General features: G+C 44.8%; 16 protein-coding genes, 1 other RNA gene and 1 other annotated feature. Of the genes, 1 reads left to right on the plus strand and 16 read right to left on the minus strand.

Going from position 1 to position 17,956, the window contains the following annotated elements:
* Positions 1–127: 127 nt before the first annotated feature.
* The 4 genes from greA to infC form a co-directional block, all read right to left on the minus strand.
* Positions 128–631, minus strand: a complete 504-nt coding sequence (greA, locus tag GPL15_RS18045; RefSeq protein ID WP_215700090.1) for a transcription elongation factor GreA — start codon at positions 629–631, stop codon at positions 128–130.
* 142 nt (positions 632–773) lie between these two features.
* On the minus strand, positions 774–1,130 hold the full coding sequence (gene rplT, locus GPL15_RS18050) for a 50S ribosomal protein L20 (protein WP_215700091.1): 357 nt from the start codon (positions 1,128–1,130) through the stop codon (positions 774–776).
* A 31-nt stretch (positions 1,131–1,161) separates the two neighbouring features.
* The gene (rpmI, locus tag GPL15_RS18055) at positions 1,162–1,359 is read right to left on the minus strand and encodes a 50S ribosomal protein L35 (protein ID WP_118242046.1); all 198 of its coding nucleotides are present in this window, start codon (positions 1,357–1,359) and stop codon (positions 1,162–1,164) included.
* A 24-nt stretch (positions 1,360–1,383) separates the two neighbouring features.
* Entirely contained in the window at positions 1,384–1,878 is a 495-nt protein-coding gene (infC, locus tag GPL15_RS18060) for a translation initiation factor IF-3 (protein ID WP_215700092.1), read from the minus strand.
* A gap of 1,006 nt (positions 1,879–2,884) precedes the next feature.
* Between infC and GPL15_RS18065 the strand changes: the two genes are divergently transcribed.
* A complete protein-coding gene (locus GPL15_RS18065) occupies positions 2,885–3,298 on the plus strand; it encodes an EamA family transporter (RefSeq protein WP_215700093.1) in 414 nt (137 codons plus the stop codon).
* 44 nt (positions 3,299–3,342) lie between these two features.
* On the opposite strand, the gene GPL15_RS18070 is transcribed toward GPL15_RS18065, so the two are convergent.
* The 12 genes from GPL15_RS18070 to eno all read right to left on the minus strand — a co-directional run bounded on the left by GPL15_RS18070 (position 3,343) and on the right by eno (position 17,675).
* Positions 3,343–3,657, minus strand: a complete 315-nt coding sequence (locus GPL15_RS18070; RefSeq protein ID WP_215700094.1) for a DUF1540 domain-containing protein — start codon at positions 3,655–3,657, stop codon at positions 3,343–3,345.
* A 70-nt stretch (positions 3,658–3,727) separates the two neighbouring features.
* A complete protein-coding gene (gene thrS / locus GPL15_RS18075) occupies positions 3,728–5,689 on the minus strand; it encodes a threonine--tRNA ligase (RefSeq protein ID WP_215700095.1) in 1,962 nt (653 codons plus the stop codon).
* 203 nt (positions 5,690–5,892) lie between these two features.
* Positions 5,893–6,112: a binding site (T-box leader), on the minus strand.
* Between the two features lie 31 nt (positions 6,113–6,143).
* Positions 6,144–7,787 (minus strand): hypothetical protein, encoded by a 1,644-nt coding sequence (locus tag GPL15_RS18080; RefSeq protein ID WP_215700096.1) that lies wholly within the window; start codon positions 7,785–7,787, stop codon positions 6,144–6,146.
* Positions 7,788–7,972: 185 nt separating this feature from the next.
* Positions 7,973–8,848 (minus strand): AEC family transporter, encoded by an 876-nt coding sequence (locus GPL15_RS18085; RefSeq protein WP_252198496.1) that lies wholly within the window; start codon positions 8,846–8,848, stop codon positions 7,973–7,975.
* Between the two features lie 44 nt (positions 8,849–8,892).
* Positions 8,893–9,963 (minus strand): branched-chain amino acid aminotransferase, encoded by a 1,071-nt coding sequence (locus GPL15_RS18090; protein ID WP_215700098.1) that lies wholly within the window; start codon positions 9,961–9,963, stop codon positions 8,893–8,895.
* 70 nt (positions 9,964–10,033) lie between these two features.
* Positions 10,034–11,401, minus strand: a complete 1,368-nt coding sequence (locus tag GPL15_RS18095) for an MATE family efflux transporter (RefSeq protein ID WP_215700099.1) — start codon at positions 11,399–11,401, stop codon at positions 10,034–10,036.
* A 4-nt stretch (positions 11,402–11,405) separates the two neighbouring features.
* Positions 11,406–12,782 carry an MATE family efflux transporter gene (locus tag GPL15_RS18100; protein ID WP_215700100.1) on the minus strand — a complete coding sequence of 459 codons (1,377 nt, stop codon included), beginning with the start codon at positions 12,780–12,782 and terminating at the stop codon, positions 11,406–11,408.
* A 203-nt stretch (positions 12,783–12,985) separates the two neighbouring features.
* Positions 12,986–13,324, minus strand: a transfer-messenger RNA (tmRNA) gene (ssrA, locus tag GPL15_RS18105).
* 70 nt (positions 13,325–13,394) lie between these two features.
* The gene (smpB, locus tag GPL15_RS18110; protein WP_215700101.1) at positions 13,395–13,859 is read right to left on the minus strand and encodes an SsrA-binding protein SmpB; all 465 of its coding nucleotides are present in this window, start codon (positions 13,857–13,859) and stop codon (positions 13,395–13,397) included.
* 12 nt (positions 13,860–13,871) lie between these two features.
* A complete protein-coding gene (rnr, locus tag GPL15_RS18115) occupies positions 13,872–16,016 on the minus strand; it encodes a ribonuclease R (RefSeq protein WP_215700102.1) in 2,145 nt (714 codons plus the stop codon).
* Positions 16,017–16,113: 97 nt separating this feature from the next.
* Positions 16,114–16,341 (minus strand): preprotein translocase subunit SecG, encoded by a 228-nt coding sequence (gene secG, locus GPL15_RS18120; RefSeq protein ID WP_252198497.1) that lies wholly within the window; start codon positions 16,339–16,341, stop codon positions 16,114–16,116.
* Between the two features lie 65 nt (positions 16,342–16,406).
* Positions 16,407–17,675, minus strand: a complete 1,269-nt coding sequence (gene eno / locus GPL15_RS18125; protein ID WP_215700103.1) for a phosphopyruvate hydratase — start codon at positions 17,673–17,675, stop codon at positions 16,407–16,409.
* Positions 17,676–17,956 lie beyond the last annotated feature (281 nt).

The raw sequence follows: 17,956 nt of genomic DNA on the forward strand, positions 1-17,956 counted from the left end.
GAAGGCCTTAGTATTTCTTAGGGTCGGAATCCGACCCCCAATTCCTCTCATCCACGGCCGCCTGCCCCAGATTCCCCGTCCTCATGGCGTTACTTCTGCCAATTCGTTAAAAAAGATTTACACCTTTTTAAAAACCACGGATATTATCATTTTCATCTCCGCTGCTCTTATCAATCGCTTTTATCACAACGTAATAACCGTAATTATCGTTTGCCTTTACATAAACACGGTCATTCACTTTATGGCCGATTACCGCTTTTCCAAGAGGCGATTCAATGCTGATCTTTCCCTGGAGGGAGTTGCCGCGGATGCTGGTGACGATCTTGTATTTCTCTGTTTCATCGTCTTCTTCAAAATATAATTCCACAATATTATTGAGGCCTGCTTCATCCCCTGTGGATTCATCTGAAACTATAATCGCTGTTTTTAACATGCGTTCCAGATAGCGGATTCGGCTTTCGTTCTTGTTCTTGTCCTTCTTAGCCGCATAATATTCAAAGTTCTCGCTCAGGTCCCCCTGGGCCCTGGCCTCTTTCACTGCTTCTATCGCTTCTTTGCGCACCACCAGTTTTCTGTACTCAATTTCTTTTTCTATCTTCTCAATATCACTTTTGGTCAAACGCTCCGCCATAATATCCTCCATTTTTTACATCATGCGTGAAGGGATTTCTGAAAAAGCCTTAGCGTTTGATGTAAAAAAGCGGGTAATATCCACTTTTTTACATCGATCGCTAAGGCTTTTTCAGAAATCCCTTCACGTTTAATATAAATAATTAAGCGATTTTGCTTTTTGCAAGTTCTGCTAATTTAGCGAAACCTTCAGCATCGTTAATAGCCATGTCAGATAACACTTTTCTGTTCATCTCAACACCAGCCAGCTTTAAACCATACATAAATTTGCTGTATGATAATCCGTTGATTCTTGCTGCTGCATTGATACGAGCGATCCATAACTGTCTGAACTGTCTCTTTCTTTCTTTTCTTCCTGCGTAGGAGCTGGTTAATGCTCTCATTACGGACTGTTTTGCAACTCTATACTGTTTGGAACGAGCGCCTCTGTAGCCTTTAGCCATTTTCAACACTCTGTTATGTTTCTTTTTAGCGTTCATACCGCCTTTAATTCTTGCCATCGGTTATTTCCTCCTTCTTAACTATCAAATCTTATAAATATGGTAAAATCCTCTTCATAACTTTTGCGTTTGTAGCGTCAGTTACGATATCTTTTCTAAGATTTCTTTTTCTCTTTGTAGACTTCTTAGTTAAGATGTGAGACTTATATGCTTTGTTTCTAACCAATTTTCCAGTTCCGGTTTTTTTGAAACGTTTTGCAGCTGCTCTGCTTGTTTTTAATTTAGGCATTATAATTTCCTCCTTGATAATTGTCTAACGCTTTGCGGTTAAGAACATAACCATGCTTCTTCCTTCTACTTTGGAAGGCTTGTCGATCACTGCTATGTCCGATAAATTCTCTGCGAAATCATCCAGAATATATCTGGATTTGGACATATGCGCCATCTCACGGCCTCTGAAACGAAGAGTAACTTTTACTTTATCTCCTTTTTCCAAGAATTTTCTGGCCGCGCCCATCTTGGTGTTCAAGTCGTTGGTATCAATGTTGGGAGATAAACGAACTTCTTTTACTTCGATTACCTTCTGTTTTTTCTTAGCTTCTTTTTCTTTTCTTGCCAGTTCGTAACGGTACTTACCGTAATCGATAATTTTACAAACCGGTGGCTTTGCTGTAGGAGCAATCTTTACTAAATCAAGCTCCGCCTCTTCTGCTAATTTCATAGCATCTTTAACAGGCATGATTCCAAGCTGTTCCCCATTCTCGCCAATCAATCGAACTTCCTTATCTCTGATTTGTTCGTTAATCATTAACTCGCTAATAGCCGTGCACCTCCATAGTGTGATATAATATAGGAATTCACATAAAAAAATAGATAGAATAAATTCTATCCACCATCTAAGTTTTTTACATAGTTCTTCTATGTATTTCTTAAATATGAACCAGGGTCACTTAAATGTGCCGAGGTGAGGTGGATACCTACTTTCCTGTTTGTTGTTCTCACAACTTTATTTATTCTACACTATTTTTTATATAATGTCAACCACTTTATGTACTGTTTTAAATTCTTTATGTACCGTTTTAAATTCTCTACTTTATGTACCGTTTTAAATTCTCTTTATATACCCTTTTAAATTCTCTTTTAAATTCTTCGCACCGTTTTAAATTCTTTTATATTCTCCGTCTTATATTCTTTTATATTCTGTTTTATATTCCATTGTTTTTGTTCACAGCCTCCGCTGGCGGACCTGGCTTGTCGGCCGTGCTGTTTTGCGGCAATCCGTCTTACGCCATTTAAACTCATAGTTCCGGCCAGGATAACTCTACCCCCTAAAGTCTGAAATTGTCAATAGCGTGCAAAAATCGTTCAAACAGCGGAGGGCAAATCCCCGCAAAGCAGCATGGCCGACAGGCCGGGGCCGCCAGCGGAAGCTGTAAACAGTAACATTTCGTTCTATTTCAACTATTAAACTGCATTGAATCCTGTATTTTTGATTTATCTTGTAACATGGTATTGAATTTTAATTCCCCAATTCTGCATACTTTTGATATTAATTTTGTCCCTTTCTATTTAAAACCAGCCTTAATATCTTTCCCTTTCACTCTGACTAAGCCTTCTCTTCTTATTTTTCCCTATCTCTGACTTAGCTCAAATTTAGCTTTCAATCTTATTTCCCTCTGCTTCTATTTATTTCTATTTATAACCATAAGGTATTCACCAGAATCCTTATTGATTTAATTCCGATCAGGGCTTATATTTATGTTACAGTACAACAGCACGGACTGCTGTATTAAGAACTGGAAAGGGGGAATTTTATGTGGTTTCTTTTAGCGCTGCTTTCGGCAGTATTTGCGGCATTTACTTCCATACTGGCCAAAATCGGTATCGAAGGGGTTAATTCCAATTTAGCCACTGCCATCCGCACCGTTGTTGTGGTCATAATGGCCTGGCTGATGGTGTTTCTGACCGGCGCCCAGGGAGGTATTGGTGAGATTGGAAAGAAAAGCTGGATTTTTCTGATTCTGTCCGGCCTGGCAACCGGGGCATCCTGGATCTGCTATTACAAAGCCCTGCAGATCGGACAGGCTTCCAAAGTAGTTCCTGTGGATAAGTTCAGCATTGTCATCACCGTAATCCTGGCATTTTTCCTGCTGGGAGAAACTGTAAATATTAAGACGATCATTGGCGTTGTGCTCATCACCGCAGGCACTTTCGTGATGATTCTGTAAAAAACGGAAGACTGCACATTTTAGGTGCAGCCTTCTGTTTTTTCTTATTTCGCTTTAAATGTAGCGCACTCCGTATGGCTGGCCTCACGGGCGCCGTCTCCTGCTATTCCAATGTGCTCGGCTGAACAGTGGCGGTCTTCATTATAAACGCACTGAACGGCCTCGCAGTCGATTTCCAGTCTGCTTTCCGGTGTTTTAAATATATTGTGGAAAGAACTGTCCTTGCTCTCATCAAAACTTCCGCAGCAGGTATCACATTTGTCCTTTGCGCTGTGTCCGTCCACGATAATTGCATTTTTACAGCAGCAATTATCTGCGTTATGCATGCAGGTTGTTACATTACAATCCAATTTAGTCATGATAAACTGCCTCCTTGTCTTTTCTTCCTGACAAGGTTAGTATGCCGCAATCCATCCGGTAATATGCGCTCTATTTCTGCTCTTCCGTCACCGTTATTTTCTTTATTTCTTTGGTTCTTATTTCTTTACAAATGTCATCGATAAACACGGTAAGAGCTTTCTGTCCTTCATCCCCATTAAAACGGCTGCGCACTGATACCAGTCCGTCAGACTGCTCTTTCTCGCCAACAACCAGCATATATGGGATCTTTTTAAGCCTTGCATCACGGATCTTATATCCGATTTTTTCAGAACGTTCATCCACTGTGCAGAGGATTCCGCTGGCCTTTAACTGCTCTTCCACTTTTTCCGCATAATCATGGTATTTTTCAGAAATTGGAAGCACACGGACCTGTTCCGGGCAGAGCCAGGTTGGGAACGCGCCTTCGTATTTTTCAATCAGCCAGGCCAGAGTCCTCTCATAGCATCCCATTGAAGTTCTGTGAATGATATAAGGACGCTTCTTTTCACCGTCTCTGTCAATAAAAGTCATATCAAACCGCTCGGCCAGGAACATATCCAGCTGGATCGTGATCATGGTATCTTCCTTGCCGTATACGTTCTTCGCCTGGATATCCAGTTTCGGACCGTAGAATGCCGCTTCTCCCGCTTCCTCCGTATAGTCGATTCCGATATCATTTAAAATCGTTCTCATCATGCCTTCTACTTCGTCCCAAAGCTCAGCATTGCCCAGATATTTGTCTGGATTGGAAGGATCCCATTTGGACATCCGGTAGGTCACGTCTTCCGCAAGCCCCAATGTGGTCAGACAATATTTTGCCAGGTCCACACAGCCTTTAAATTCTTCTTCCAACTGTTCAGGAGTTACGATCAAATGGCCTTCGGATATGGTGAACTGGCGTACACGTGTTAAACCGTGCATTTCACCGGAATCCTCATTACGGAACAATGTGGATGTTTCACCGTAGCGGCAGGGCAGATCGCGGTAAGATTTCTGGCTGGCTTTGTATACATAATACTGGAACGGGCAGGTCATCGGACGGAGGGCAAACACTTCCTCATCTTTGTCCTCATCGCCCAGCACAAACATGCCGTCTTTATAATGTCCCCAATGGTCTGAAATCTTATAGAGATCAGATTTTGCCATTAAAGGAGTTTTGGTTCTCATGTAGCCGCGGCGTTCTTCTTCATCCTCAATCCATCTCTGCAGAGTCTGCACGATTTTCGTTCCCTTTGGAAGAAGCAGAGGAAGTCCCTGACCAATAACATCCACGGTTGTAAACAGCTCCAGATCGCGGCCCAGTTTGTTGTGATCCCGTTTTTTAATGTTCTCCAGGTATTCCAAATATTCGTTCAGCTCTTCTTTTTTGGCAAACGCCGTGCCGTAAACACGGGTGAGCATTGCATTTTTCTCGCTTCCTCTCCAATAAGCGCCTGATGATGAGGTGAGTTTAAATGCTTTGATCGGTTTTGTGCTCATGAGATGAGGTCCGGCGCAGAGGTCCGTAAAATCGCCCTGCTTATAAAAAGAGATCTCAGCGTCCTCAGGAAGATCCTGGATCAGCTCTACTTTGTACGGCTCTCCCTTCTCTTCCATGAATTTAACTGCCTCTTCTCTGGGAAGGGTAAAACGCTCAATCTTGGCCCCTTCTTTAATGACCTTTTTCATCTCCGCCTCTATTTTATCCAAATCCTCTCTGGATAAAGACGGCATGTCGAAATCATAGTAATAACCGTTTTCAATGGACGGCCCGATGGCCAGTTTTGCTTCCGGATACAGACGTTTTACGGCCTGGGCAAGGACATGGCTGGCAGTATGGCGGTATGCGGCAAGGCCTGCCTTATCGCTGGCTGTGAGAATGCTCAATTCACTGTCCTCTTCCACTACAGTTCTTAAATCCACAACAGTTCCGTTCAGTTCGGCCGCACATGCCATTCTGGCAAGCCCTTCACTGATATCCGACGCGATATCGATCACTGCCATAGGCTGGGCGTACTCTTTTACACTTCCGTCTTTTAATGTAATCTTCATACTTTTATCTCCTTTAATTGATTTTCAATAAATGGGCTGGGCATAAGAAAGAATCCCGCTCGCGGGATTCTCCGCCTGCGGCGGGCCGCTTCAGCGACATAATTCCCTGCCGCCGCAGTGCGATCCTGCCCGGAGGGCTTTTTTATGTCATAGGACGTACGTCCTATGGCATAAAAAAATCCCTTTTATATGTTTAAACATATAAAAGGGACGATACACTTCACTGTGTTAATCGCGGTTCCACCCTAATTGTTATTGATCCAACAACCAAAACCACTTCTTTTTGATGATAACGGGATCACCGTGTCCGATTAAGGACCGCTCCGAGATGGTTTTCAGATATCATTCCCGCAAAACACTTCCACCAGATGTGCCTCTCTCTGTCCGTTCCTCATATCCTACTGTTCTCATCAACGTTTTTTCTATATATGCCTATGATTATATCATGTAAAAATCATTTGTCAACCGGTTGATCCAAACTAACATTCAGACTATCATTCAGAGCCCTTACAGCCTCAATACAGCTCAGCTCTTCACCGTCTAAACCATATAACTGCCCATCCTGCTCATAGGTGTATACATTTATATTATCGAGGAACACCTCATCATCACAGGCAATTGTAATTTTTGTAAAATCCAGCTCCCCGAAATCCAGTTCCACCTGGGTACTGCCCTTTACATTGACCAGTTTGCTGACATTTCCCAGAGTGACAATAACCGTGCTCAAAGATTCACTGTCCGCATTCAGCCGGACTTTGATATTTTTATTCTGCCTGGAACCGCCTCTGGTGCCGATATTCTGGCTGATCTGGCTTCCCTTTCCCGAGAGCTTTGCCATCTTGTTATTTTTTCTGTTTACAATGCTGCTCCCCCGCCCTAAGATCCATTCTTTGCCGTCCAGACCGAACTGGGAATTAAAAACCAGATTATTGGTATAATTGCGGTAGGTCCAAAGGCCGTATCCCATGGTTTTTTCCTTCAGCACGGGGCCAAGGGATGTTAAAAACAAGGGACGCTGCTCTGCCTCTATGCTGGCATTATGGGCAAATTCTTCCGTAGTATCCATGAACAAAAGCTGATCCACATACAAAGGTTTCCCTCCGTTGTAAAAACCGGCAAGGTCCAAAAAGCTGTTAAATTGAGCCAGCGCTTCTTCTGCGCCGATCACCTCTCCTTCGTTCTGCTGCCCCATGGGTACGCCGAACATCAGCGAAGTATAAGAAGAACTTCCGCAGGGAAATGTGCTGTAATGCTCCGCACCGGTAAAGCCGCCAGCCCCGTCTGTTACAGGATCCACATCAAGCCGTACCTCCATGGATAAATCAGGAAATACCGTCTGAGTATCGGCTAAAAGTTTATTTAAGAAATCATCATAAAATCTGTAAAAGCAGAGGAACGCCTTATCTTCCCTTAGAGGAAGGTAAATGCTGTCATAACTGTCTATTTCAGAACCGTAAAATTCCCGGACCTCTTCTAATGTATAGTTATTTTTCATATAATCCCGGAAACCAACGATTTCCGCCATGCGGACGCTGTTGTTCCCCGGCCCCATGCTACCGGCCGAATCCACAAAATTCCAGAAATCTTCCCATGTAAGAAATCCGCCGTAAAAATTAGGATGGGAGGATGCCTTTTCATAAACCGTTTTCGCATAGTCCAGCCAAGCTTCCCTCGTGCTCTCCTGATACAAAAGGCCCTGGTATCTGGGCAGCACACTTTCCTGTGAATAATAATCCCAGGTATATCCTACCCTGAGCTCCACCCACAACCCGTTCTTCTCAGCCAGCTTCATCACCTTATCCAGCTTTCTCCACGCATAAGAATTATAGGAAACCGGTGAGGTCTGAGGCTGAAATTCCCGCCACGGCAGCGCCAATATGATACTGTTGAATCCATCCTTTGCAATCTGCGCCAGCTCCTGGTCCATATTCGGACTTTCACTGTTCCAGAAATTCACTACCCAGTCATCAGAATAATAGGTAGCTGATTTTAAATATTCAGGTTTTTCTGTATAATCATGGTTCTTGACATCAAATCCGCACAAGAAAATCCAGGCTGCCGCCATACAAAGGAGGATTTTTACTCTTCTTTTACCCATAAAATACCTCCATGCCGGAGCGTTTTACACAATTACTAACCAACGCATAAATAACGCTGTGTAAATATGAAATGATGCAGGCACACGCTGAGAATTCCAGCCCCTCAGCAGCGCTTCAAATTTGCAGCTCCGTCACAAATTTGGGTGTAAAAAATAAGCCATAGGGATTATTTTTACACGATCTTCTATAAAATAATTATCAGCGCAATTGTAATGGAAATAATGCTGGAAACAATAGAGAGCGAGTTCACCGCGCTCGCCAGCTCCACATCCCCGCCTAAATTGCCTGTAAATGCCGGAGACACCGATGAAACCGGGCCAAAGGAAAGGATCGCCAGAGCCTGACGGACTTCCAGTGAAAACGGCATCAGGAAAAAGAACGCCAGAGAGAACAACACAGCCGTGCCATAGCGCAGCGCCAGCAGTTTTATAATCCGGGCCACCTTTCCTTTATCCATATTCACTTCAAAACCGATTCCAAGCATCAAAAGGGCCAGAAATGCATTGGCTCCCCCAACCGTCCCCGTAAAATCGATGATAACCCCGGGCAGCTTAACATTTAATATGGTCAGTGTGGTCATCACAACATAAGAATCAAAAGGCACGGAAGAAAACAGTTTCCGCAAAACGGCCTTTATGGTGATCTTATTTCCCGTTCCCATAACAGCCGATGCCAGACTGTAAGTAATCCCCGTGCACATAACTGCGTTTCCAGCGTCAAAAAGGCTTGTGGCAGCAAAACCAACCGGCCCTAAAAAGCTTTGGACAAACGGCATTGTAAAATTACCCACATTGTATCCGGACAAGTTGACCATATCAAAAGCTTTATCTTCTTTGGTTTTGCCAAGATTGATCACGTATCCCAGCAAAACCAAAAAAACATTACACAAAAGCCCAATTACACACATCAACAGCAGTGACTTTTCCATGGTGATCTTGCTGAAATTCGATATGATCGCCGATGGCAAAGTAATATTAATGACGATTTTAGAAATCATAAAAAAGTCTTTTGCATGAAAAAAACCTCTGCATTTCAGCACATAGCCCACGACTATAATCATAACAAAAGCAAAAGCTCTTGAAAAAACCGGTAAAATAGCAGCCATTACTTAACTTCTACGCTCCATCCCTCAGGACCTTCGATTCTGCCCAACTGAATTCCTGTGATGGTATCATAAATCCTCTGAGTAACGGCTCCGATTTTTCCACCGCCGATTTCCATTCTCTCTTCTTCGTAACGGAGTTCTCCAACCGGTGAAACCACAGCCGCGGTTCCAGTTCCAAAACACTCTTCCATTTCGCCTGATTCAGCAGCCGCTACCACTTCCTCCACGGAGATCTTCCTCTCTTCCACCGGAATCCCCCATTCTTTGCAAAGCGCGATTACAGAGTTTCTGGTAACGCCGGGAAGGATGCTGCCGTTGAGTTCAGGAGTTACAACCGTTCCGTTGATCTTAAAGAAAATGTTCATGGCCCCGACTTCTTCAATATATCTGCGGTGAACGCCGTCCAGCCATAATACCTGGGAATATCCCTCATCATGGGCTTTCACCTGAGAAGCCAGAGAGGCCACATAATTGCCGCCGGTCTTCGCTTCACCGATACCGCCTTTTACAGCCCTCACATATTCATCCTCAATCCAGATCTTAACAGGATTGATACCGGTTTCATAATAAGCGCCTACCGGTGAAAGGATGATGATAAACTTATAAGTATTCGATGGCCTTACGCCGAGAAATGGATCCGTAGCGATCACAAATGGCCTGATATAAAGGGATGTTCCCGGTTTTGTGGGAATCCATTCCGAATCTGTCTTAACAAGCTGGATTAACGCATCCATAAACAGCTCTTTTGGAATCTCGGGCATGCAAAGCCTCTTATTGCTGTTATTGGCCCGCTCTATATTTTTATCAGGGCGGAACAACAGAATTCTTCCGTCTTCCGCTTTATACGCCTTTAATCCTTCAAACATCTCCTGTCCATAGTGGAACACCATGGCAGACGGTTCCAGCACAAGCGGCTGATAAGGAATGATTCTGGGATCAATCCACCCTTTTCCCTCTACATAATCTGCTACAAACATATGGTCTGTAAAAATCGTTCCAAATACCAATGGGTTGTCCTTTCCTGGTTTTTCCTTTGGACAAGTAGTTTTTTCAATTCTTATATCGCTCATATCGCTTTTTCTTCCTTTCCCACACTGGCTTAAAATGTCAGCAAATTTATAAATCATTATCAACCAAAACCTAAGATCTGTCAATAGATAATAAATGTTTTTTCAGCCATCCGCCGCTGAAAAAACGCCACAGATAAACCACATCCCGGACCACCCAGTCCAGAATCATAGCGATCCATACGCCCACAAGCCCCAATCCAAAATATCTACCCAGCACATAGCTCATTAAAACCCTGGCAAACGCCATGGAAAGCACTGTAACCACCATCGCAAACTTGGCGTCATCAGCGGCCCTCAGCGCATTGGGAAGGGCGAAGGAAGGCGGCCAGATCAGAACGCAGCAGATTCCATGGATCATGCTGACCGTCCAGGCCAGATCGGCGGTTTCCTGTGACAGCCCATAAAAGCCGATGATCTGGCGAAGCCCCAATGTCATGGGCAGACAGATTGCAAAATGGGCGGCCGCAACCAGCATACACAGTTTAATCGTATATTTTTTCGCCTCGTCAAACCGCTTTGCCCCCACGCTCTGGCCTACAACCGTCACAATCGCCAGCCCAATTGCCGTCCCCGGTATTACCTGAAAGGAAGCGATGGTATTGCTCACTGCATTAGCGGCAATGGATACGGTTCCAAAGCTTGAAATCAGCCCGGCCACCATAAGCTTTCCTCCCTGAAACAGTCCATTTTCAATGGCAACCGGAATACCCACATGGAGAATCTGAGCTACCATATAACGGTTGATACGGAAATTGAATCTGCGGCTGATATGGAGCGGCAGTTTTTGATTTCGGACCACACATACCATGATAACTGCGGCGGCCACCCTGGATGTCAGAGTAGAAATCCCCGCTCCAGCCACCTCCATATGGAAACCAAAGATCAGGCATGCATTTCCCACTATATTTATGGCATTCATAAGAGCGGACACTTTCATGGATATGAAAGAATTTCCCATAGAGCGGCAGATAGCCGCGCACCCATTATAAACTGCTAAAAACGGAAATGATAAAGCAGTCAGATAATAATAGGTTCTGGCATAGCTCATGACTGCCGGTTCAATCCGTCCGTAAATCCCTCTGAGGATCTGGTAGTTGAATATCAGAGAAGCCGCAGTGATAACGGCAGACAGCATTAATACGACAAGTACAAGCTGATCCGCCGCTTTACACGCCGTCTTTTTATCTTCTCCTCCCAAATAATGGGAAGAAACCACGGCGCCACCGGTAGCGAGGGCCGTAAATACATTAATCAAAAGGATATTCAGGGTATCCACCAAAGATATTCCCGATACGGCCGCCTCTCCTACGCTTGCGATCATTACCGTATCCGCCATCCCCACCATTACCGCCAGAAACTGTTCAATGATGAGCGGCAGTATCAGCCGCCTGATGGCCGCAGTGGAAAATAAAGGTGCCTTGATTCGCGTCTGTTCCATAATATTATGCCTCTCTCTTCTGTTTGGATCTATTCTCACTCAGTTCAGGCCATACTGTCAACAGCATGGTACCGAAACAGGCGGCGCCTCCGATGAAATTGGATATGGGTTCCGCCATAAAGATTCCATTTGTCCCCATTTCCAGGCGGGGAAGGAGAAAAATCAGAGGGATAACGATAATAACCTTTCTGAATATGGAGAAGAATACAGCCCGCTTTGATTTGCCAAGGGCCACAAAAACGGCCTGCCCGGCAAACTGCAGTGACATCATGAAAAATCCGAAGTAATAAATCTGCATAGCCGGAACTCCTGCCGAAACCAGTTCAGCGTCTTTGTTAAAAATCCGGATAAAGAACTCCGGGTACCCATGTACCAGAAACCACATAAATGAAGTATAGAGTATGGAAACTGCGGACGTGAAGACAATCGCCTTTTTCACCCTCTTATACTCCCCTGCCCCATAATTAAATCCCATAACCGGCTGGGCGCTGTTGGTAACCCCGTTAACCGGCATGGAAATCACTTCACGGACTGAATTGACCACCGTCATGATTCCCACATACAGGTCTCCGCCATACTGCTGAAGGCTGGCGTTATACATGATCTGCACCAGGCTGTTGGTAATCGCCATGGTAAAACCCGACATTCCAAGCCCCACAATATTTAACACCCGTTTCTTCTTCAACCGGAAACAGGACACTTTCAAACGGAGAATCGTCCTTTTTCCAGTCAGAAAACGGACAATCCACACAGCGGACAATCCCTGGGAAATCACTGTGGCAACCGCGGCTCCCCGAACCCCCATATGGAATACGAAGATGAAAATAGGATCCAAAATGATGTTAGTAACCGCTCCGAGAAGCACCGTCATCATGCCGATCCGGCCAAATCCCTGAGAATTGATAAAGCTGTTCATTCCAAGCCCCACCATTACAAACAGGCTTCCCAGCAGATAAATGGTCACATACTGATCCGCAAACGGAAATGTCATATCGCTGGCGCCGAATAAATACAGCATGGGACGTTTCAGAATCAGCCCCAGTATTGTGATCACAACACCTACAATGATCATCAGGGCAAAAGAATTGCCCATGATCGCTTCCGCCTCTTTATTATTCCCCCGCCCTCTTTCAATGGAGCACAAAGGCGCGCCACCCATTCCGAAAAGGTTTGCAAATGCGATCACAATAGAAATAATAGGAAGGCAAAGCCCGATCCCGGTCAGGGAAAGGGTGGCATGATCCGGTATCCTGCCTATGTAAATGCGGTCCACAATATTATAAAGCACATTGATCAACTGAGCCAGCGTCATGGGCACCGCCAAATTCAGAATATTTTTGACGATACTCCCCTTGGAAAAATCATTTTTCGTCTCTTCCATACCCTCACCTTATTTGTCTGATTTTAATATTCACAGCCAATTATAGCACCATCATAGGATAAGGCGCAATATAAATGTCAGCTTTTGGAAATTCTATTGTAACAGATCAGACTTGTCTGAACTGTTACATTCTCTTTTTAACTTGCTATACAACACGAAATACAACACAAAAATAAAGAAGCCTAGTAAATACTAGACTTCTTTCATGGAGTAGACGGGATTTGAACCCGTGTCCAAAAACCAATTCCCTGTTCTTCTACTATCATAGTCCGTTCTTTAACATTCCCTCTGCCTCACGGAAACGAACATCCTTGAGGTTTTAGTAGCTTCATCATACGCCCATGTGCTCAAAGCTTTGCACAAGTCGTTTCTCACAAAGTCGATGCCAGGTTCTTAATGTGTGAGTGCACTAAGTCTGACAGCTGCCATTAGGCAGCGATTGCTAAATTGTCTTCAGCGTTTATATTTATTTTGCCATTTAACGCATCGCATGCGGATAGCTTCACCAGCTGCATGGCCCCTGTCGAAACCAGTACTACCCCTGACTGGCATCTCTTATAAATGAGATGCCTATATCTTATCATCATCCAAAGTATGTGTCAAGCACACCTTTTATCGAAATTTCTGGCGGTAATCCCGCTCCACTTCTCTCTGCTGGTCTTTTTTTGCAATATCCTGACGTTTATCATAGAGCTTTTTCCCTCGTGCCAGGCCGATTTCCACCTTTACCAGGCTTCCTTTGAAATAAACCTGAAGAGGAACAAGGGTATACCCCTTTTCCTTGATCTTTCCAGCCATCTTATTGATCTCCGTCTTATGAAGGAGAAGCTTCCTGACACGGAGCGGATCTTTGTTGAAAATGTTCCCCTTTTCATAGGGGCTGATGTGCATTCCGAAAACATACACCTCCCCTTTTTCTATCCGCACAAAGGATTCCTTAATGCTGCATTTCCCCATACGGATGGATTTCACCTCCGTACCGAATAATTCAATACCGCATTCATATTTCTCATCGATAAAATAGTCATGATATGCTTTTTTATTGTTGGCAATTAACTTAAAACTCTCTTTCCCCATAGGTTCCTCCTGTTATTCCATATCTTCCGTCTCTCTGTTTGAAGGAATAAAGTCGATTGTCTTTGCGAGTTTATCGGTTCCGGTCACTGTAACCCAGATTTTCTGGCCCAGTTTATAAGTCTTCCTGGACAATTCACCGATCAGTTCCATCCGTTCCTCGTCAAAGGCATAATAATCTCCGTGGAGATCATTCACGTGAACAAGCCCTTCCACCGTATTGGCCAGTTCCACATAAAAGCCCCAGTTTGTGACGCCGGAAATAACGCCCTCAAACTCCTCTCCGATGTGGCGGGACATATATTCACATTTTTTAAGCTTCAAGGTCTCCCTCTCCGCCTCATCCGCCCGGCGCTCCATAGCCGAACACTGCACCGTAACGCCCTGGAGAATCCTTTCATAATGGGCAATCCGCTTTTCCGACAGACCGCCTCTCAAATTCTCCTTGATGATCCTGTGGATCTGTAAATCAGGATACCTGCGGATCGGAGACGTAAAATGAGTATAATATTTGGCCGCCAGTCCAAAATGTCCGATGCATACAGGCATATATTTGGCCTGCTTCATGGATCGCAGGGTCAGGCGGCTGATTAAGGCCTCTTCTGTCGTCCCCTCTATCTTCTCCAGCAGCTTCTGCAGTTCCTTAGGATGAACCTCTCCCTGCTGGGTCCTGATGCTGTAACCAAAGTTATTGATAAATGTCCCCAGCCGTTTCATCTTTTCAGTATCCGGATAGTCATGGGTCCGGTAAACAAATGGCAGGTCCTGCCAGAAATAGTCTTCAGCCACCGTTTCATTGGCCAGAAGCATAAAATCTTCAATGATTTTCGTGGCGGCATTTCTCTCATAAGGTTTTATTTCAACAGGCTTTCCGTTTTCATCCAGAATGATCTTGCTTTCCGGAAAATCGAAATCAATGGAACCTCTTTTTCTCCTTCTCTCCCTGAGAATGTCAGACAATTCCTTCATCAGATCGAACAGCCCTACAAACTCCCGGTATTCTTCCATCACTTCTTCATTCCGGTCCGTCACAATGGCATTCACAGCCGTATAGGTCATTCTGCGGTCCACATTAATCACCGTTTCCGCAATCCTGTGCCCGGTTACCGTTCCATGTTCATCCACGTCCATAATGCAGCTTAAAGCCAGCCGGTCGGTTCCCGCGTTAAGGGAACAAATGCCATTGGAAAGCTTGTGGGGCAGCATAGGAATTACCCTGTCCACCAGATAAACGCTGGTGCCCCTTTTCAATGCCTCTTTATCAAGCGGGCTTCCCTCTGTCACATAATTGGTCACATCCGCAATATGGACCCCCAGTTTATAAGAATTCCCCTCTTTTGTAAGAGTGATCGCATCGTCCAGATCCTTTGCGTCTTCCCCGTCAATGGTCACAGTCTGCCAGTCTCTTAAATCCAGCCGCCCCGCCAGCTCCTTCGGATCCACACTGTCTTCAATTCCTTCCACCTGTCTCATCACATCGTCCGGATAGGCCTCCGGCAGATCATATGCTTTCACAATGGACAAAATATCCGTTCCGGGATCATTGACATGGCCGATGATTTCTACAATCACGCCTTCCGGTTTTTTATTGCCGTCACCGAAATCCGTAATCCGAACCACCACTTTATGCCCCTGAACCGCTCCCATGTCCTTTCCCTGAGGGATAAATACATCCTTATTGATTTTAAGGTTGTCCGGTATTACAAAGCCAAAATTTTTATTCTTCTGATAGAATCCCACCAGGGTTTGGTTTGCATGTTCCAAAATGCGGATAACGGAACCTTCCGCCCGTTTGCCCCGGCTTTCCTGCTCAATGACAATCTGAACCTTATCCCCATGGAGCGCCCCGGCAGTTTTATCCTCAGGAATGAACACATCGCTGTCCCGCCCTTCAATGGTAACAAATCCGAATCCCTTTGGATGTCCGGAAAAGATACCTGCCATAGCAAATGTCTCCGGTTTCCCATATTTTCCCCTCTTTGAAATACCCACTTTCCCTTCTCTTAAAAGTTCATCCAAAACCGTCTTCAAATCATCCCTCTGGTTCTTTGGAACATTTAAAAGCATGGCCATCTCTTTTAATTTCATCGGCACATAGGCCGGATCATTTATCAGAGCCAGTACAACCTCTTTTCTCTCCTTTAATTGCTCTTCGCTCATCTCTACCTCTCATTCCGTATTAGTTATTCTATAGAGCGCACTTTGCCGCAGAAATAAATAAAATGAAAGCACCCTTGTTCCCAAGAGTGCTTATCTGTTAAAGTAAATTCAATACAATTGCCAGTACAACGAACATAATGGCAGCGAACTTTGTAAACTTTTCAAGGTTTCCCTCCATGGAACGACCTTTGTTCTTTCCCCAATAAGAATCCGCCATACCGCCGATGGAACCAAGTCCGGCTGACTTACCTTCCTGAAGCAATACAATCACAGTTAACGCTATGCATATGAGAACAAATACAATTGATAATATTATCTTAACCATTACAATCCACACCTCCTATAGTCAAACACAAATATCATACCATATTTGTCCTCTAAATACAACCTCTATTTTAATTTTTCTTCGATCCTGAGGAGCTGATTATACTTGGCTGTCCGGTCTGAACGGCAGGGTGCTCCGGTCTTGATCTGACCGCTGTTCACCGCCACTGCGATGTCGGCAATAATGGAATCTTCTGTTTCTCCTGAACGGTGGGAAATTACAGTTGTAAAGCCCGCTCTCTTTGCCATTTCAATGGCTTCAAAGCTTTCACTCAGGGTTCCGATCTGGTTTACCTTTACAAGGATTGAGTTTCCGGCCCCCATTTCGATTCCCTTCTTCAGGCGTTTTGTATTGGTAACAAATAAATCGTCTCCCACCAGCTGGATTTTGTCGCCCAGCGTTTTCGTCAGCATCTGCCAGCCTTCCCAGTCCTCTTCCTGAAGCCCGTCTTCTATGGAAATGATCGGGAATCCGTCCACCAGCCTGCGGTAATAATCCACCATTTCTTTGGCGTCCCTGCGCACTTCAATACCGGACATTTTGCTTTCTCCCGGGAAATAGTACATGCCGGTCTCCTCTTCATACAGCTCGCTGGAAGCCGCATCAATCGCAATTTTAATATCTTTTCCCGGATGGTATCCACTCATTTTCACCGCATCCACAATATAGGTGAGAACCTCTTCCGTATTTTTAAGGTCAGGAGCAAATCCACCCTCATCGCCAACCGCTGTGGAGTAACCGCCTGTTTTCAAAAGTTTTTTTAATGTATGGTATATTTCAGAACACATCTGAAGACCCTGACTGAAACACTCAGCGCCAACAGGCATAATCATGAATTCCTGGAGATCCACCGTATTATCCGCATGGACGCCTCCGTTTAGTATATTCATCATAGGAACCGGCATCCGGTTTGCCTGAACACCGCCCAGATACCTGAAAAGGGGAATCTGAAGTTCATTTGCCGCCGCCCGAGCCACAGCCATGGATACCCCCAGGATCGCGTTCGCCCCCAGTTTTTCTTTGTTATCCGTTCCATCCGCTTCCCTGAGAAGGCGGTCAATCAGCCTTTGGTTGGAGGCATCCTCAAATGCAATCACCTCAGCCAGCACGGTATTTACATATTCCACTGCCCGTTTCACACCCAGCCCGTGATATCTCTGTCCCCCGTCTCTCAGTTCCACCGCTTCATATTTTCCCGTAGACGCTCCCGACGGCACCGCAGCACGCCCCATGGCTCCGCCTTCCAACGTCACCTCAACCTCAACCGTAGGATTTCCTCTGGAATCCAGAATTTCCCGTCCTGTCACACCTATTATTTCAAATTTATTATACATTAAAATGGCCTCCTCATATTAAATTCTTTCTAATGTAAGGATAGCCATTTTCCATATTTCTATGCGTATTTTTTTCATCCTGACGGCCATCTTAAAATAATGGGTGAATTGGGATTTATTGAGTAAGTTACTTTAATTGTGAATGTTACGCAGGAAAACGGGACGAGGGAGCGGAGGCGGGATTGGATGTTTGGAGGCGGGCATGGGGAGCGGAATCCGTCGGGGATGAAAACCTGCTTCCAACCGTAAGTGAAACTAAGACTCCAGGGATGGAAAAAGAC

Source organism: Clostridium sp. MCC353 (assembly GCF_018785315.1).
GTDB lineage: Bacteria > Bacillota > Clostridia > Lachnospirales > Lachnospiraceae > CHH4-2.

What these genes read in the sequence shown, in the direction of transcription:
- GPL15_RS18080 (WP_215700096.1), bottom strand. Translation starts at nt 7,787, where the DNA reads ATGGGTAAAAGAAGAGTAAAAATCCTCCTTTGTATGGCGGCAGCCTGG.
- GPL15_RS18070 (WP_215700094.1), bottom strand. Translation starts at nt 3,657, where the DNA reads ATGACTAAATTGGATTGTAATGTAACAACCTGCATGCATAACGCAGAT.
- greA (WP_215700090.1), bottom strand. Translation starts at nt 631, where the DNA reads ATGGCGGAGCGTTTGACCAAAAGTGATATTGAGAAGATAGAAAAAGAA.
- infC (WP_215700092.1), bottom strand. Translation starts at nt 1,878, where the DNA reads ATGATTAACGAACAAATCAGAGATAAGGAAGTTCGATTGATTGGCGAG.
- rplT (WP_215700091.1), bottom strand. Translation starts at nt 1,130, where the DNA reads ATGGCAAGAATTAAAGGCGGTATGAACGCTAAAAAGAAACATAACAGA.
- GPL15_RS18065 (WP_215700093.1), top strand. Translation starts at nt 2,885, where the DNA reads ATGTGGTTTCTTTTAGCGCTGCTTTCGGCAGTATTTGCGGCATTTACT.
- GPL15_RS18095 (WP_215700099.1), bottom strand. Translation starts at nt 11,401, where the DNA reads ATGGAACAGACGCGAATCAAGGCACCTTTATTTTCCACTGCGGCCATC.
- GPL15_RS18090 (WP_215700098.1), bottom strand. Translation starts at nt 9,963, where the DNA reads ATGAGCGATATAAGAATTGAAAAAACTACTTGTCCAAAGGAAAAACCA.
- smpB (WP_215700101.1), bottom strand. Translation starts at nt 13,859, where the DNA reads ATGGGGAAAGAGAGTTTTAAGTTAATTGCCAACAATAAAAAAGCATAT.
- GPL15_RS18100 (WP_215700100.1), bottom strand. Translation starts at nt 12,782, where the DNA reads ATGGAAGAGACGAAAAATGATTTTTCCAAGGGGAGTATCGTCAAAAAT.
- rpmI (WP_118242046.1), bottom strand. Translation starts at nt 1,359, where the DNA reads ATGCCTAAATTAAAAACAAGCAGAGCAGCTGCAAAACGTTTCAAAAAA.
- GPL15_RS18085 (WP_252198496.1), bottom strand. Translation starts at nt 8,848, where the DNA reads ATGATTATAGTCGTGGGCTATGTGCTGAAATGCAGAGGTTTTTTTCAT.
- thrS (WP_215700095.1), bottom strand. Translation starts at nt 5,689, where the DNA reads ATGAAGATTACATTAAAAGACGGAAGTGTAAAAGAGTACGCCCAGCCT.
- rnr (WP_215700102.1), bottom strand. Translation starts at nt 16,016, where the DNA reads ATGAGCGAAGAGCAATTAAAGGAGAGAAAAGAGGTTGTACTGGCTCTG.
- eno (WP_215700103.1), bottom strand. Translation starts at nt 17,675, where the DNA reads ATGTATAATAAATTTGAAATAATAGGTGTGACAGGACGGGAAATTCTG.
- secG (WP_252198497.1), bottom strand. Translation starts at nt 16,341, where the DNA reads ATGGTTAAGATAATATTATCAATTGTATTTGTTCTCATATGCATAGCG.